The organism is Acidithiobacillus sp. HP-2 (genome assembly GCF_015100155.1).
Lineage (GTDB): Bacteria > Pseudomonadota > Gammaproteobacteria > Acidithiobacillales > Acidithiobacillaceae > Acidithiobacillus.
Window position 1 is genome coordinate 25,999 of record NZ_JACKZA010000016.1, and the last position, 16,574, is coordinate 42,572.

Consider the following 16,574-nt stretch of genomic DNA (forward strand, 5'->3'; position numbering starts at 1 on the left):
TCAGCCGTGGCGTTGCCGCAGGAAGCGCACGAACTCGACGCCTTCCCGCAAACGGCGCTTCATCATTTGGGTACTTTTAAGCATCTCACCAGTAATTTCCGCAATTTTTCCGGCGCGGAAGTAGAAACGTTTGTACATGGTTTCCACTGAATCAAAAATTTCCGTGTGATTCAAGTGCGGATAACTCATGGGACTGATCTGCACACCGCGATCATTGACCAGGTGGGCCTCATCTTCTTCGGTCAACCAACCCTGTTCCTTGGCCTGGTTGTACAAAAAAGTGCCGGGATAAGGTGCCGCCAGTGAAACCTGAATAGTGTGAGGATTGATTTCCTTCGCAAATTCGATGGTTTTCTGGATGGTTTCCTTGGTTTCACCAGGCAGACCAAGAATGAAAGTACCATGAATGACAATACCCAGCTTATGACAGTCCGCCGTGAACTTCCGGGCCGACTCCACTTTAATGCCTTTCTTGATATTATTGAGAATCTGCTGATCGCCCGACTCATAACCCACCAGCAACAGACGCAGGCCGTTTTCACGCAGTACCTTGAGGGTCTCGTAAGGCACATTGGCTTTGGCGTTGCAGGACCAGGTCACCCCCAGCTTGCCCAGACCCCGGGCGATTTCCTCAGCACGCGGGCGATCATCGGTAAACGTATCGTCGTCAAAGAAAATTTCCTTCACCTGCGGGAAGTTTTTCTGGATGTAACGCACTTCCTCAATCACATTGGCCGCACTGCGGGTCCGATAACGATGTCCGCCCACCGTCTGCGGCCAAAGACAGAACGTACACTGGGACCGGCATCCCCGTCCCGTGTAAAAAGAAATGTAGGGATGCTTGAGGTAGCCAATGAAATAATCCTCAATGTGCAGATCCCGCTTGTAGACCTCAGAGACAAAAGGCAGGGAGTCCATATCTTCAATCATGGCCCGGTCGGGGTTATGAATTAGCTGGCCGTCTTCCGCACGATAATTGATGCCATCCACTTCACTCAGGGGCCGACCTTCGGCAATTTCCTTGAGGGTGAAATCAAATTCTTCCCGAGCCACAAAATCGACGGCATGCCCTGCTTCCCGCAAAGACTCGTCGGGTTCTACCGCCACTTTGGCTCCGACCAGACCAATCATCATTTTCGGATAGTGCTCCTTGAGCAACTCTGCCATACGCACATCCGATGCAAAAGAAGGAGTACTGGTATGGATGATGCACAACTCGTATCCAGCAGCCACTTCCAGCGTTTCTTCCACGCTCACATCGGCGGGGGGTGCGTCCAGCAGGCGACTGCCGGGGATCATTGCAGCGGGCTGGGCCAGCCAGGTGGGAAACCAGAAAGAACGAATTTCCCGCTTGGCCTGGTAACGGGAACCAGCACCGCCGTCAAAACCTTCAAAGGAAGGCGCCTGCAGGAAAAGGGTTTTCATCGTCATTATGTTACTCCATCGTGGCCGTTCAGCCGCCCGTCGGCGGTGACCGCATATTGTGACCCTCTCCAGGCAACGCGCCGCGCAAAGAGAGCATGAAACCAAATCCACAGCCCTAGAAAATCTGCCAGCAGGGCCGTACCCAAACAATCTGTTGCACCGAGTTTGTGCATAATTTGCCTATGGTACACGAGGCGCAACAAGAGAACCATACCCAGCGGTATGATCCCCCAATAGCCAACCCCCCAAAACATCCAGGGCATCAAAACCGTAAGCAGCGGCAGTGGATAACTGAAAAAAGAAAAAAAGTGGCCCAGAGGCTGAACACTGCGGGTGGTTCTCGACCAGCGCAGGGCATGCTGGTAAAACGCCCGAAAACTGGCCTCATGGACCTGGGTATCCACCACATAATCTGCCAGTACGGTGGCCTTCCCCAGCCGCCGGGCACGGGCTCCCAGACAGTAGTCGTCCGCCAGTTGATCAGCCAGACTTTCCAGTCCGCCTATCGCCTCCAGCGTAGAACGCTGCAAGGCCATGGTTGCCCCTCCACAAAATATATTGGGGCCCATGCGCGCAGAGACCCGTACAGAAGGCAGAAAAAGACTGTTGATTTGGCTGGCAAGTAGTCTGGAACTGAAATGATGGTCAGGAAGCCCGCGATATAAACAGGTCAGCACACCGGTCTGAGAATCCATCAGCGGCGTTAGCAGATGATGCAAATACTGCGGCCCCACCACAATGTCAGCATCGCTGATCAGCAGCAAATCGTGATTGCAGGCCGCCAAAATACCCGCAAGATTATTCACCTTGGGGTTACAACCCAACAGGTTGTCGCTCAATACCCAGCGCAGGGGCAGGGCAGGAAATTCCTGTTGCAAGCGCTGGACCACAGCAACTGCCGGATCAGCGGCGTCCTGCACACCGCAGATCATTTCGTAACGGGGATAATCCTGCAGACAAAAACTACGCAGGCAGGCATAGAGGCTGCCATCATCTCCATGCAGGGGCTTGAGCAGACTGAGAGCGGGCAACTCTTGAATGGTATGGGGTAAAAAAGTGGCATCCGTATTCGTCAGGACCGGTTGCCAGACATGCAGCACCCACATGGCCAGCAATTGATAACCCAAAGCCGCCAGAGCCAGCAGAAACGCCAGACCCAACAGCCCTTCCTCAAAACTCATAAGCAGTCATATCCTGAACGGTGAGTTCTTGAATCCAGTCTACAGATAATGATTTTCCGCAAACCACCTTACCGCATCGCGCAGGGCCTCCTCGGCGGGACGATGTATGTAATGCAGCATTTCTTCGGCTTTCTGTGAGGAAAAATACATTTTGTGCGCGGCCATCCGCAACTCATCCATGGTCACCAAAGGAGTACCCCGGCCACGCGCACGGACCACATTTTCTGCGGCCCAAGCCAGGGGGAACAACATTTTGCGAGGAATACGCAGCAGGGGTGAACGCTTTCCGGTAAGTCCGGCAATGCGGGTCAAAATAGCCTGCAAGGATAAATTATCTCCGCCAAGGATGTAGCGTTGTCCCGGCTCTCCGTGCAAATAGGCCTGCCAGTGGCCCATGGCCACATCATCCACATGCACCACATTCAGGCCGGTATCCACATAGGCGGGCATTTTTCCGGCAGCGGCATCCCGTACCAGCCGCCCGGTCGGCGTCGGCTTACGGTCGGCAGGCCCGACAGGTGTGGAGGGGTTCACAATCACAATGGTTGCAGACTCATTCTGACAAAGCTGTTGCAGAGCTTCCTCAGCCATAAATTTGGAGCGTTTATAATGTCCGATCATATCCGCAAGACGGGAAGGAGCCGCCTCATCCGCCACCCGGCCATCGGCATAATGACCCAGTACGGCAACACTGCTGGTATAAACCATGCGCTCCACCCCGGCGTCCAAAGCCGCCCGGGCCAAACGCTCCGAGCCGCTGACGTTGGTCGCGTACATTGACTGTGGATCAGGCACCCAAAGCCGATAATCCGCCGCCACATGAAAAACCAGCTGGCAACCCGCTACGACTTTATCCAGAGCCTGAGCATCGGCCAAATCTCCCAGCACCGGCTCCACATCCAGACCTTCCCAGTTGCTGGAATCCGCACCGCTGCGATGCAACACCCGCACTTCCAGTCCTTCAGCGAGCAGGCGGCGTAGCACCGCTCCGCCGACAAAACCCGAGGCACCCGTCAATAAGGCTTTCATACGCTGTTGGCTTCCCGTAAATGCGATTGAAGCAGGTGCGGCTGAACCAGACGCAGGGTGTTTACGGCGACCTGCATCTGCCGGCCCAAACCCATGAGCGGCGGCAAATCGCCTGGATGGCGCAACAATCCCCGCAACAGGGGCATAGCCTGGGGACGACCATAACAATCGACACTGTGAGTGGCTGTTGCGGGAAGAGACTGATCGGCAGGATCCACCACGCTACGAATTGCCAGAAATGGGATGCCGGCTTGCACTGCCCGTTGCGCCACGGCTCCACTTTCCATATCCACCGCCTGGGCCTCCGGATAATCTGCCCGGAGTTGGGCCTTGGCCGCCACCGATGCACAGGCCTCACTGACTGAGCAAAGCCCACCTGCCCGCACTTGGCCGGAAAGTTGTTGCACCAGTGCACTCCGCCAGTCCGAGTCGGTAGGCCAAGCACGGCCCGCCCAGAATATGTGCTCGGGAACCAGCAAATCCCCGGCCAGACAGGCAGGATTCAAGCCGCCCGCAGTACCCCAGGACAAGAGCCCGTCTACCCCCGCTTGCAGCAACTGTTCAGCCGCCTGATCAGCCCGTACCGACCCCATTCCCGAAACCACCATGCAAAGCTGTGACTGAATGTCCATTACTGCCTGGTAGCGCAGCTTCCCGGAAAAAAGGATGCGCGCCTCGGCAGCCAGCGCCACCACGACACCTATCCGCTGCGGCTGCATCCCAGGTTCCGGAAGCGGGCCAGTGCCCAAAGCGGGAAATAAAAACTGTAGCCGTGGTAAATGAGGTAAAACACCTTGGGGAAGCCGGGCGCATTAAAGAAAGGATCATGCCAGCCACCCTCGCCATTCTGATGCGTCTGCAACCATTGAATACCCCGGCGCAGGGCGATGGAGCCGCGATCTCCCGCCGCCATCAAACCCAGGCAGGCCCAGGCAGTCTGGGCCGCCGTGGAAGCCTGACCAGCCCCCGCCAGACCGGGTTCTGCGTAGGAATCGTTATTTTCCCCCCAACCACCATCTTCCTGCTGCATGGCCCGCAACCAGTCAGCGGCCCGGTCCATGGCCGGTTGCAAGGAAGGATCCTGCAACTCTCCCAGAGCCATCAGCACCGACCAGGTTCCATAAATATAGTTGGTCCCCCAACGTCCAAACCAGGCCCCGGAAGACTCCTGCTCACACAACAGATAGGCGACAGCCCGGCGCAGCACATCGCGATCACGGGGCCTGCCCAGATAGCCAAGAAAGGACACCACCCTGCCCGTCACATCCGCTGTGGGCGGATCCAGCAAGGCCTTATGATCAGCAAACGGGATTTCATTGAGATAATAATGGGTATTATCCACATCATAGGCACCAAACCCACCATTGCGGGATTGCATTCCCGCCAGCCAGTTTGCCGCTTTTTCGATACTTTCCCGATCTTCAGGACGCCCGGCACGCGCCAGGGCCCAGGCCACTGCCGCCGTATCATCCAGATCGGGGTAGTAAGGATTCGCATACTGAAAAGCCCAGCCACCACCTGCCAGCTGCGGGCGCTGCACCTGCCAGTCTCCAGGATCACTGCAAATCTGCCGCTCCTTGAGCCAGGCAATGGCTTTTTCCTCTTCGCCGGTAATTCTGTCTGATCCACCGGATCCATCAACGGCGTCGGCTTCCAGCAACGCATGAAGGGCCAGACAGGTGTCCCAGACCGGTGACATACAGGGCTGACAGTAGGCATCCTCAGCGCGCTCCACCACCAGCTTGCGTAGCGCCGCACCCGTGGCCTGACGGTAGGGATGCTCCGGCGCATAGCCCAACAAAGCCAGGGCTTCATGGGCATTGACCATGGCCGGAAAAATGCCATTAAGACCATCTTCGCCATTAATCCGGGCCGTAAACCACAGTTCGGCACGACGCACTGCAATGCGGCGAATGGTCGCAGGAATCCAGTTTTCAATAAAGCCCCAAAACCGATCCAGAGCCAGAAAACTGCGCGCCACCAGGCCCTGTCGCGATGCTGCAAAGTAGTCCTGAATCTGTTCTGGAGGGTGACGAAATACTTCGCGAATATGAACCTGCAAGGGATTTTTGGCCTGGGCCTTGAGGCTGCACAAAATGAAAAGAGGCACCATGACGGTCCGCGACCAGGACGCCACCTTGTAAATCTGAAAAGGAAACCAGCGTGGCAAAAGCATCACTTCCACCGGGATGGAGGGCACGGCACGCCAGGGCACCTGGGCAAACAGGGCCAAAGTGATTCGGGTGAACACATTGGCATGTTCGGCGCCGCCATGGGCAAGAATGGCTTCTCTGGCACGAATCATGTGGGGCATATCCGGCGCATCTCCCGCCAGTTTCAGCGCGTAATAGGCCTTCACGGAAGCACTCAAGTCAAAATGACCACCATAATACAGCGGCCAACCGCCGTGATCTGCCTGCTTGCTGCGTAAATATACCGCCATTTTGGACTCCAGCGCCGCATCACGCTCATCCATATAGTGCTGCATCAAAATAAATTCGGCCGGAATGGTGCAGTCCGCCTCAAACTCAAAACACCAGTGCCCATCAGGAGCCTGTTTTTCAAGGAGTAACGTCTGGGCATGTTCCAGCGCCCGATCCAACGACCGGTCCAGGGTCTGCTCCAGCGTGCGACGCAAATACCCGCCTACCAGCGGCTGCAAGACACGGTTCATGCGGCCGCTACCCGTGCCGTTTTGCGCAGGGGTTTAATGCCAGCCCGAAAACTGGCCAGCAACAACCCATCTGAACGATGCATGAGCTTGGATAACATAACCACCCACTGCACACTATTACGACTGATTTTCACCTCAGCCCCCGATGCAAAAGCCGGATTCTCGGCAATGCGCCGTAAAGTCAGCACGGCCATCGCCAGGGCCCAGAGGCAAAAATCACGCATACCGGTCTGATCCGCAGGAATCATCAAAGTATATTGCAGCGCATTTTCCAGATGTCCGGCGGCAATATCCAGCAGGCTTTGCAAGGCTGCCTGAAAGCCTGGGTCGTGACTGCCGGGTTGAACGGCGGCAATATCACAACCATATTGGGCAAATACGCTGGACGGCATCCAACTGACCCCGCGTGCCCAGTCATCCCATATATCCTTGAGAATATTGGTCATTTGCAGGCCCTGACCAAAAGACACCGCCAGTCGTTGCATTTCTGTTTCCTGAGCACGCAAACGCGGTTCGTACTCCACAAAAAGGCTGGTCAGCATTTCGCCAACCACGCCCGCCACCACATAGCAGTAATGATCCATGGCGGGCATGTCCACCAGCCCTTTCAGGGAGGCGTGCTGCTGAAACTCGGCCATGCCCTCCCCCATGATGCGCACACAGCGCGCCAGAGCCGCTTGCTGGGGAGCACTGAAACTGTGGGTAATCTGTACTACATCGGCTGTGTGGCGAACCAGATCATGTTCTGCCTCAGGCATATCTGCTGACAGTTGCGCAGCAAATCCTTCGGCAAACACCGCCGGATTTTCGTGCCCCTCGACCACCTGCAAAAAAACCTGCTGCCAGTGGGCTTTTTCTTCCCAGGGCATAACGGGATCATCTTCAATAGTATCGGCAATACGGCACAGCAAATAACCATTTCCGACCGCCGCACGCAAAGCTTCAGGCAATTGCGGAATAGTCAGCGCAAAAGTACGGGAAACAAGTTGCAGGCTTTGTTGCTGCCAGGCTAAAGCCTGATCTAGCGCCGCAGTCATGCGGCGGTCCTGACTGGTGACATCCAAACTCCTTGTTTTAAGGTCCGGGCGCCAGTGCTGACCCGTCGCATCGCGGCAATGTAACTATCTCGCAACAATTCCGCAAGTGTAGACTATTTCTATCCAGACTCCCCGTCATCTCCCAGGCCATGTTTGCGGACCCGATAGCGCAGCGTCTCGCGGGTAATCCCCAACACCCGCGCAGCCTTGGTGACATTACCCTCAGTCAGACTCAGTACCTGCTGGAGAATCTGCCGTTCCATAGCCTCCAGATCCATGCTGCCATCCATGGGCAGAATAATGTGTTGGTCATCCACCGGACAGCCGGATGGCGCTGGACAGGCACCATTCACATTTCCGGGCAACTGCAACCATTCCCTGGGCAGTTCTTCGGTTTCGGAAAACAGCACCGCGCGTTCAATCACATTACGCAGTTCCCGGACATTTCCAGGCCAGTCGTAAGACTCCAGCGCGGTCCATACGGCTGGGCTGATATAGTGCACGCGCTTGCCGGCCTGAGCATTGAATTCCGCCACAAAATGCGGCACCAGTGCATGCAGATCGGCTTTGCGCTCGCGCAAGGAAGGCAAGGCCAGACGAAATACGCTCAGACGATGGAACAAATCGGCACGAAAAGCTCCTTGAGTTACCTGAGCATCCAGATCCCGATTACTGGCGGCAATAAAACGCACATCCACGGCAATGGGACGATCCCCCCCCAGTCGGCGCACGCTGTGATCTTCAATGACCTTCAACAACTTGGCCTGGAGTTCCAGCTCCATTTCCGAAATTTCATCCAGAAACAGGGTGCCGCCACTGGCCTGCTCCACCAGCCCCCGATGCCGCACAGCGGCCCCGGTAAATGCTCCCGGCTCATATCCAAACAACTCGGATTCCAGCAATTCCCGGGGCAAAGCCGCACAGTTGATTTCCACCATGGGACCGCCCGCCTGCGCACCACTATAATGCAGAATACGCGCAGCCAGTCCCTTACCCGTGCCCGTTTCTCCAGAAATCACCAGGGCACTATAGGGAACCTGACTGAGGCGATCGAGCATGCTACGTACGTTAGCGGCAGCCGGACTTTCCCCCAGATAGGTTTCGGGACGATAGCGGCGATGCTGGTTGGAGGTATCTTCCGCCACCCGACGCTGGGCGCGGGCACCCCGGCCAGCCGAGCGCACCACCATCTCCAGACGTTCCATTTCACAGGGCTTTTCCAGAAAATCATAGGCACCCAGCCGCAAAGCCCGCACCGAATCGGGCACACTCCCAAAGGCCGTCAGAAAAATCCATTCCCCGGCACTGCCTTTGGCTCGCACCTTTTCCAATAAATCCAGACTATTACCATCTGGAAGGTTGAGATCCGCCAGGGTCACCAGGGGGCTGAGATCCTGCTTCAACAAGAGCTCTTCGGCATCGGCAAAGCGTTCCGCCCAGTGTACTTCCCAGCCTTCCTTTTCAAAAAAGCGGCACATTTCCCGCCCCAGAAAAATCTCGTCCTCAATAATCAGCAAAGCATCAGCCATGTTGGGTTACTCCTTACCAGCAATGTCAGGACAAGGTAATAGCAAGCCTACTTCTGCCCCATGCGGAGCCCGATTTCGCAAATACACTTCTCCCCCCAGACTGCGCACAAAACGTCGCACCATGGATAAACCCAGTCCTGTTCCCTGTTCCTTGCTGCTGGCAAAGGGACGAATGCCCTCGCGCAACAAAGTATCGGGAAAACCCGGACCATTATCCGACACCGTCACTTGCAACTGTTTATCCACCTGGGCAATGGCTACACTGACCGTTCCACCCTCGCTGGTCAGCGCCTGCATGCTGTTCAAAATGAGATTGAGCAAAGCCTGACGAAACTGATCCAAAGGCAACAGGCAATCGCGGCAATCTCCCGGCAAGAGTTCCAGCACAACCTGGGCAGGCATTTGATAACGCAACAAATTCAGCAGGGTTTCCACTGTTTCGCGTGGCGCAACCCGGCGGCCCTTCTCATGAACCTGACGTGCGCCCCGTAATTGCTGGTCGAGCAAACGACTGACCCGACGCAGCTCCTCTTCCATCAGGCCCAGCCGTTCCGCCAGCTCTGGATCACGGATTTCCCGACGAATATTCGCACAACCCACCTGCAATCCTGCCAGTGGATTACGCAATTCATGGGCAAAGGCCGCAGCGGCCTCTCCCACTGCCGCCAGGCGCTCCGAGCGAGCCACCGCCGCCTGTTGCGCCACCAGAGTATGGGCTGCTTCATTTACTTCCCGCTGCAAATCCTGCAAATACTGACGCCGGGTTTTTTCCAGCTCTTCCAAGCGCCCAATCATATGATTGTAATACTGCAGCAAAGGACTGATGCCAGGATCCGCATGGGCTTCCGTCACCCGCCGAAAAGCCCCGATTTCCAGGGAACGCATGGCCCCCTGCAAGCGCCGCAAGGGACCGAGAATGCGCAGACGGAAAAATGCCAACGTCACCAGCACAAAAATCATGAATGCAAACAGTGCCACGGCCGTTCCAATCAGGGTATAGCGGGCATCATGCCCCGCCGCCAATACCAGCTTACGACCACGCAGATGCTCTTCCATGCTGACATCGGAAAGCTGCAATAAAGCCTGAGGCAGGAGGGCCTGGTCCTGTTTGGCCATCAACGCCTGCAAACGCTTCCAGTGCGCATTGGTTTTGACCTGCTCAGGATGCGCCGCTGCAATCCGGGCCAGGTTGCGCTGCAGCACGGGCAGCGCCGCCGCAGAACCGTCAGAATGCCAGGTACGCAAGGTTTCCTGGGAAGTCTGCGCCAAGCTCGCCATGTAGGCCGTATAAGCATCCAGCGTATGCAAATCCTGGTTGGTGTGGACCAGCAGTACACCGAGCAGCAGCAAAGCCAGCACCACAAACTGCACCAGCAAAAAACCAATGGTCCGGAAGGGCGCAAAAGGGATGCGCTTGCGGCTGTCTGACCCGCCACCCGGCAAACGCAAAATCGCCATGGACCTAGAAACTCCCCTTAAACGGAGAAGCGGTTATGGACTCCAGATCAGCAGGATGCTCGGCGCGTGCAGCGCGGCGCATCAGTTGTTCACTGGCCTCGCGCGGGTCCGCGCCAGCGTAGAGCACCCGATAGACCTGCTCGGTAATGGGCATATCCACCCCCAGTCGCTGGGCCAGTAAAAACAAAGCCCGGGCACTGCGCACTCCTTCCGCCTCCTGGCCCAGATCGCGCAATACAGTCTCCAAAGACAAACCCCGCCCCAGGCCCATACCCACCCGGCGATTACGGGACAAATCACTACTGGCCGTCAAAATCAGATCCCCTGCCCCGGTCAATCCCATAAAGGTTTCCGTGCGCCCCCCCAATGCCGTACCCAAACGGTGCAATTCGGCAATACCACGGGTAATCAGCGCGGCGCGGGCACTATCGCCATTGCCCAGCCCATCGGAAATACCCGCCGCAATGGCCAGCACATTTTTGATCGCCCCTCCCAGACATACGCCCGCCACATCATCACTGCGATACACGCGCATCTGGTCACTGGCAAATGCTTCCACCACCCGCCGCGCATCATCCATATTCGCAGCAGCAGCGGTCATGGCCAGAGGCTTACCCATAATCAGATCATGGGCAAAACTCGGCCCGGAAAGTACCACTTTAGGCAAGGTCGGACAGCTTTCATCCAGCACCTGATCCAGACGCAAGGCGCTCGGCAGCTCCAGTCCTTTGGAAGCCAGCACCAGCAGCAGATCCGGGTGTAATGAAGCCTCGGGAATAGTTGCCAGAACCATCCGCAAGGCATGGCTGGGAACCGCCAGCAGCACACCTTCAGCGCCATCCAGCGTCGCCGCCAGATCAGAGCCTATGCCAAGACCGGACGGAAAGCCGATATCGGGAAAAACCGGGGATAAACAGGTGGAATCAACAAAACCCGGTAAAGTTTCCGGGTGGCGTCCCCAGAGCCGCACCGCATGGCCGTGGCGACACAAATGCACCGCCATTGCGGTTCCCCAGTGCCCAGCTCCAAGAACGGCCCAGCGCATGGTTTATTGCGTCGTGTGGCCCACTTGTTCTTGCTGCGCCTGCTGATACAGCGCCTCAAAATTGACGGGATGCAGATGCAGAGGTTGGAAACCGCCGCGTCCCACCATATCCGCCACCACTTCACGGGCATAAGGGAACAGAATGGTCGGACAATGCACAGCTATCAGCGCCGGCAAATGTTCTTCCGGAATATTCTGGATCCGGAACAGCCCCGCCTGCTGCACTTCCACCGCAAAGTAGGTACTCTCACCCGCCTTCGCCTTGACCGTCACGGTCAGGATCACTTCCGTCAAGCCATCCATGCCTTCTACCTGATTGCTGGCCGTATTCAGACCCACATCCACGGTGGGCGCCTCGGTCTGTACAAAACTCAAGGGTGCGTTGGGCGACTCGAAAGAACTGTCCTTCACATATATCCGTTCAATCATGAATACTGCTTCTGCTTCTTCCATAAGATCCTTCTTCATACAGGTGGCTAAAAATACACTCCGCCCAGTCTAACCGAAGACCCCCCTGCGGGGCTATGGAGTGAAAGCCCGAAAATACACTTGCCCTGAAGCGCGCTTCTGTGTACGATTCCCCCCGCTGTCCAGGTCCCCATCGTCTAGCGGCCTAGGACACCGCCCTTTCACGGCGGTAACGGGGGTTCGAACCCCCCTGGGGACGCCAAAAAATTCATCAAGTTAGAAATAGCACTGCTTTTAACTTGATTAAACGCTGCAATTAAAATGCACTCATCTGCAAATGACAGGTGCAACCAGCGCGAGGTGCAGACTGGCGACTACCAACCCCGGACTTGACCAAGATAAAAACGTGACCGGCTGGCAAGACATCATCCATAAATGCGGATTTCCTTCCCAAACTAAATGTTCCACACCAAAAGCGATGCTGGGTCATGGTCAAAAATCACTGAGTCGGAAATGGTCCGTGGCGTTTCCATCCAAGGCAATGAGGCGAAGAGAAATTGCGACCATGTGTTGCAACCATTAGATTTCAATGCAATAGATTTTCTTGGGCGCGTTCCGAATCAGGACGGTAAGAAAAATCTGGCGTTTGCCTACCCCGATGCGCACATCCGCGCACCTAATGGGCATCTTTCCTGGCGGCCATCTCATACCCCCATAAATCACCGCGCCTTCTTGAGCCGCTCATGCGCGCAGGCGGGATAATTCTGCTCCAACGGTCTTTGTAAATAGATTGCACGACCTCGGCTTTTGATCAGACCATTTACGCTTTTGCTGGGCGGAAGTACCTGAAATTCACGTCATCCTTATTCGTTAGTAAAAAGCTTTACCTCTTTCTTTGTGCTGTGGCCTTTCTTACACTGTGCGCTACCTTTTCATTTGAGATTTTTATGCGCGCCAGTCAGATTTTCATTCCGACCCTGAAAGAAACTCCCGCCGAGGCAGAACTCGTCAGCCACCAGTTGCTGTTGCGTGGGGGCTTCATTCGCCGCCTTGCCTCGGGATTATATACCTGGATGCCTCTGGGTTTACGGGTATTGCGCAAGGTGGAGCGCATTGTCCGCGAGGAAATGGACCGCAGCGGCGCCCAGGAAGTGCTGATGCCTGTAGTGCAACCCGCCGAGTTGTGGCAGGAATCGGGGCGCTGGGAAAAATACGGGCCGGAACTGCTGCGCCTCAAGGATCGCCACCAGCGCGATTTTTGTCTGGGTCCTACCCATGAAGAAGTCATCAGCGATCTGGCACGCCGCGAAATTCATTCCTACAAGCAGCTTCCCGTCAATTTTTATCAGATTCAGACCAAGTTCCGCGACGAAATCCGGCCCCGTTTCGGGCTGATGCGTGGTCGCGAATTCATCATGAAAGACGCGTATTCCTTTCATGTGGATCATGCTTCTCTGGAAATCACTTATCAGACCATGTATGACGCTTACCAACGGACGTTCACCCGCCTGGGACTGAATTTTCGGGCCGTGGAAGCAGACAACGGGGCGATTGGCGGCAAGCGTTCCCACGAATTTCATGTCCTGGCAGATTCAGGGGAAGATGCCATTGTGTCCTGCGGCCACTGTGATTACGCAGCCAATATGGAAAAAGCCAGTAGTCCCGCCAAAGGCGCGCCTGTAGAAGCCCCTCTGGAGGCGGCGCTGGTGCAGACGCCGGGCATCCGGACAGTGGCCGAACAGGCTGCCGTGCTGGGCATTTCCAGCAGCCAGATCGTCAAAACCGTGCTGGTCGTGGCGGGTGAGCAACCGGTCATGCTGCTGTTGCGCGGTGATGACGAATTGAACCTGATCAAGGCTGCGCATGCCCTGGAGGTGGACGAAGTCAGAATGGCCACGCCCGAAGAGGCAGAATCCGCTACTGGAGCTCCCCTCGGTTTCATCGGCCCCAAAGATTTAAAAACTTCTATTCGGGTGCTGGCTGATCATCGTACCTTGAACGTCGGCAATTTCAGCACCGGGGCCAATGAAATACATACGCATTGGGTGAATCTCAACTGGGATCGGGATCTTTCCCGCCCGGACAGCGCCGACTTGCGTAATGTCCGGGCGGGTGATCCTTGCCCCCACTGTAGTACCGGTACGCTGGGCATTCGCCGGGGTATTGAGGTAGGGCATGTGTTCCAACTCGGGCAGGTATACAGTGAGCGCATGAAAATCACCGTACTGGACGAAAGCGGACGCGATGCCACGGTGACCATGGGTTGCTACGGAATTGGGGTATCCCGGGTGGTGGCAGCGGCGGTGGAGCAGCATTTTGACGAGCGCGGCATTATCTGGCCTGCGGCTTTGACGCCCTTCGATGTGGGCATTGTTGCCATCAATGCCCGCAAATTTCCGGAAGTTGCTGCTGCTGCTCAGGCCCTGCATGATCGTCTGGAGCAGGCGGGTTTCAGTGTGCTGCTGGATGATCGTGATGAGCGACCGGGGGTGCAGTTTGCGACCATGGATTTGATCGGCTTGCCGCATCGGGTGGTGGTCAGTGACAAGGTACTGGCGCAGAATGTCTGGGAATATCGGGCGCGCCGCGCCAGCGAAAATAAGCTGGTGAATGAAGCCGAACTGATGGACCGCCTGAATGCGGGTTCTCCCGTTCATCCAGCATAAGGATCAGGATCATGGATAACTTTCCAGTGCAGCATGTTCTGGTGGCCGTGGATTTTTCAGCAATGGCGCTGGCTACCGCCCTGGCGGCGGCTCAGGAAGCGCGGCTGCATCAGGCCAAACTCACCGTAATCCATGTGTTCAACCCGCAAATGCTCAATTTGCAGATGCCCGAGGAAATCCTGCCCCCGACTCTGGATCTTCGGGAAAAGCTGCTGCACCTGGCCCACGCCGAAATGGACAAGCTCCACAAAGCTATGGACAGCGAAGGGATGCAAGCAGAAATGGTCCTGGAGGAAAGTGCGGACAACATTGGCCGCGCCATTGCCGCTTTTGGAAAGGCCCATCAGACCGACCTGATGGTGGTTGGCAGCCATGGTCATAGTGGTCTTGGACGTCTATTATTGGGTTCTGTAGCCAATGACGTGCTCAACCACGCCCACTGTCCGGTGCTGGTGATCAAACACAGTTGATTCACTGATCCTGGTCAACCCAGGCACTGACAGCCCCGACAAAATAGCTGCTGGCCTGGGTCATGGCGGCAGCCCCACCCGCCGCCGAAGCTGTTTTCAGCGGCACGCTTTCCTGGAATGCATGCTGGGCGATGACCTGATAATTGTGGGCATTCAATAAAGTGGCTGTGCCTGCTATCAGCGCCTGGCCAGCCTGGGGTGCAGTGAAATTTACCACAAAATTATTCAGGTGCAGGCGCAGCACATATTGTGCAGCACCGCTGGACTGCCCGGAGAGCACGGCTTTCCAGTGCTGGCTTTGCTGCAGATGCTGCAGCAGGCGCATATCCAGCATTTCCGCCGGAGTCCCTACCCAACGCGCATCCCGATAAGACAGGAGCATTTGGGGATTCTGATAAAGCAGATGGTATTGGTAGGCGTTGGTATCCAGCCAGGAAGGCGCACTGACCGAGGCCATTTGCAAAACGGCGTGAGCATTGTGCGGTGCTTTTTGGGCTTCGACAGGAGCCGACGAATGCAGCACACTGATATTATAGGGCACCTGCCAGGGAGTCGCCGTAGCGCAACCGCCAAGCAAAAAAGCAGTTCCCAAAAATCCCAGACGGGCTGCGCCCCGTAAACGCGGCATGCGAACAATTCTCATCGGCTTAGTGACCTCCTGCAGAAAAACCCGATTCACCCGGACCCGGGGGTGGCCCCCGGGTTCCGTAAAGCAAGGATTGAGGTGATTGTTTCAGGGATTGGCTGAGGCTGGACAGCGCCTCACTGCTGTGCAGCAGGCTGCTGGTTAATTGCTGTACCTGGGGAAGCGTCTGGTAATTTAACGTATTCATCGCCTGCTCACTGGCAGCACCCAGTTTTTGCAAGGAGTTGGCCGCCTGGGTAGCACTCACCAGAGGGGCTTGCGCCTGCACTGCCAGGGTATCTAAATGCCGGATCAGTTGATGACTGGCGACCATGGTGGATTGGGTAGCTGCGACCATGGCGGGAAGTGCCTTGAGCGCAGGCATCATGGCATCTTCCATTTGCACCAGGTCCTGAGTAGCCTGATCAAGATGCGTCAGAGTTTGCCCGAAACGGGCGCGGTTCTGGTCATTGAGCAGGTCATTCAGTCGGTCCGCCAGCTCATTGCTGCGGTTTACCAGAGACTCGCCGTTGCGGGACAGCACCTCAAAGAAACTGGGGTGCATGGGAATTTCGGCAACCTGACCGGGCTTATGCGCAAGGGGCGCAAAATTGGTTCCCTTATCCGTCAAGGACAGGTAACTGAGGCCCGTGACGCCTTGAGGAGCCAGTTCCGCGAAAGTCGCACGGGTGATGGGTGTGGTTTTCTCGACCTTGATCCTCACCCGAATCATGCGCGGATTGGCCGGATCCAGACCAATAGACGTCACCTCACCTACCCTCACCCCTTTGAATCGCACGGGCGCCTGAATGCTAAGGCCTGTAACACTGTAAGGCGAAATCACATCAAAGTTAACCCCGGGTTTTTCGCCGTGATGCATCCACAATCCGACAATCGCGACCGCGACGCCGAGTAAAAGCAAAAAAACTACCGCGACCAGCGCGTGCGCTCGGCTTTCCAAGAAGGTAGCTCCTGAATGAGATATTTACCTATTGGAGCACAGGAACCGTTGTAAGCCAATCTTTCT

At 56.3% G+C, this 16,574-nt stretch carries 14 protein-coding genes and 1 tRNA gene; 3 read left to right on the plus strand and 12 right to left on the minus strand.

The window, feature by feature from the left end; genetic code table 11:
* The 10 genes from hpnJ to secB form a co-directional block, all read right to left on the minus strand.
* Positions 1-1,431, minus strand: a complete 1,431-nt coding sequence (hpnJ, locus tag H7F11_RS12785; protein WP_193651399.1) for a hopanoid biosynthesis associated radical SAM protein HpnJ — start codon at positions 1,429-1,431, stop codon at positions 1-3.
* Positions 1,431-2,606, minus strand: coding sequence for a bacteriohopanetetrol glucosamine biosynthesis glycosyltransferase HpnI (hpnI, locus tag H7F11_RS12790; protein ID WP_193651398.1), 1,176 nt, complete (start codon positions 2,604-2,606; stop codon positions 1,431-1,433). The genes hpnJ and hpnI overlap by 1 nt, the downstream gene beginning before the upstream one ends.
* A gap of 39 nt (positions 2,607-2,645) precedes the next feature.
* A complete protein-coding gene (hpnA, locus tag H7F11_RS12795) occupies positions 2,646-3,635 on the minus strand; it encodes a hopanoid-associated sugar epimerase (protein WP_193651397.1) in 990 nt (329 codons plus the stop codon).
* The gene (locus tag H7F11_RS12800) at positions 3,632-4,354 is read right to left on the minus strand and encodes a nucleosidase (RefSeq protein WP_193651396.1); all 723 of its coding nucleotides are present in this window, start codon (positions 4,352-4,354) and stop codon (positions 3,632-3,634) included. Before H7F11_RS12800 ends, hpnA begins: the two co-directional genes overlap by 4 nt.
* Entirely contained in the window at positions 4,336-6,309 is a 1,974-nt protein-coding gene (gene shc, locus H7F11_RS12805; protein ID WP_193651395.1) for a squalene--hopene cyclase, read from the minus strand. Before shc ends, H7F11_RS12800 begins: the two co-directional genes overlap by 19 nt.
* On the minus strand, positions 6,306-7,346 hold the full coding sequence (locus tag H7F11_RS12810; protein WP_193651394.1) for a phytoene/squalene synthase family protein: 1,041 nt from the start codon (positions 7,344-7,346) through the stop codon (positions 6,306-6,308). The genes shc and H7F11_RS12810 overlap by 4 nt, the downstream gene beginning before the upstream one ends.
* A gap of 119 nt (positions 7,347-7,465) precedes the next feature.
* Complete coding sequence (locus H7F11_RS12815) at positions 7,466-8,875, minus strand: sigma-54-dependent transcriptional regulator (RefSeq protein WP_193651393.1); 1,410 nt, start codon at positions 8,873-8,875, stop codon at positions 7,466-7,468.
* 6 nt (positions 8,876-8,881) lie between these two features.
* A complete protein-coding gene (locus H7F11_RS12820; RefSeq protein WP_193651392.1) occupies positions 8,882-10,333 on the minus strand; it encodes a sensor histidine kinase in 1,452 nt (483 codons plus the stop codon).
* Positions 10,334-10,337: 4 nt separating this feature from the next.
* The gene (locus H7F11_RS12825; protein ID WP_193651391.1) at positions 10,338-11,378 is read right to left on the minus strand and encodes an NAD(P)H-dependent glycerol-3-phosphate dehydrogenase; all 1,041 of its coding nucleotides are present in this window, start codon (positions 11,376-11,378) and stop codon (positions 10,338-10,340) included.
* Positions 11,379-11,381: 3 nt separating this feature from the next.
* Positions 11,382-11,831: a protein-export chaperone SecB gene (gene secB, locus H7F11_RS12830; protein ID WP_193651390.1), complete on the minus strand. Its 450-nt coding sequence runs from the start codon at positions 11,829-11,831 to the stop codon at positions 11,382-11,384.
* A 141-nt stretch (positions 11,832-11,972) separates the two neighbouring features.
* On the opposite strand from secB, the gene H7F11_RS12835 reads away from it, so the two are divergent.
* The 3 genes from H7F11_RS12835 to H7F11_RS12850 all read left to right on the plus strand — a co-directional run bounded on the left by H7F11_RS12835 (position 11,973) and on the right by H7F11_RS12850 (position 14,922).
* Positions 11,973-12,048 (plus strand) — tRNA-Glu (locus H7F11_RS12835).
* Positions 12,049-12,733: 685 nt separating this feature from the next.
* Entirely contained in the window at positions 12,734-14,452 is a 1,719-nt protein-coding gene (locus tag H7F11_RS12845; protein ID WP_193651389.1) for a proline--tRNA ligase, read from the plus strand.
* Between the two features lie 11 nt (positions 14,453-14,463).
* Positions 14,464-14,922, plus strand: coding sequence for a universal stress protein (locus tag H7F11_RS12850; protein ID WP_193651388.1), 459 nt, complete (start codon positions 14,464-14,466; stop codon positions 14,920-14,922).
* Position 14,923: 1 nt separating this feature from the next.
* Here the strand turns inward: H7F11_RS12850 and H7F11_RS12855 are convergent, their stop codons facing one another.
* Positions 14,924-15,565, minus strand: coding sequence for an ABC-type transport auxiliary lipoprotein family protein (locus tag H7F11_RS12855; protein ID WP_193651387.1), 642 nt, complete (start codon positions 15,563-15,565; stop codon positions 14,924-14,926).
* Positions 15,566-15,569: 4 nt separating this feature from the next.
* Positions 15,570-16,508, minus strand: a complete 939-nt coding sequence (locus H7F11_RS12860) for an MlaD family protein (protein WP_193651386.1) — start codon at positions 16,506-16,508, stop codon at positions 15,570-15,572.
* Positions 16,509-16,574: the final 66 nt, after the last annotated feature.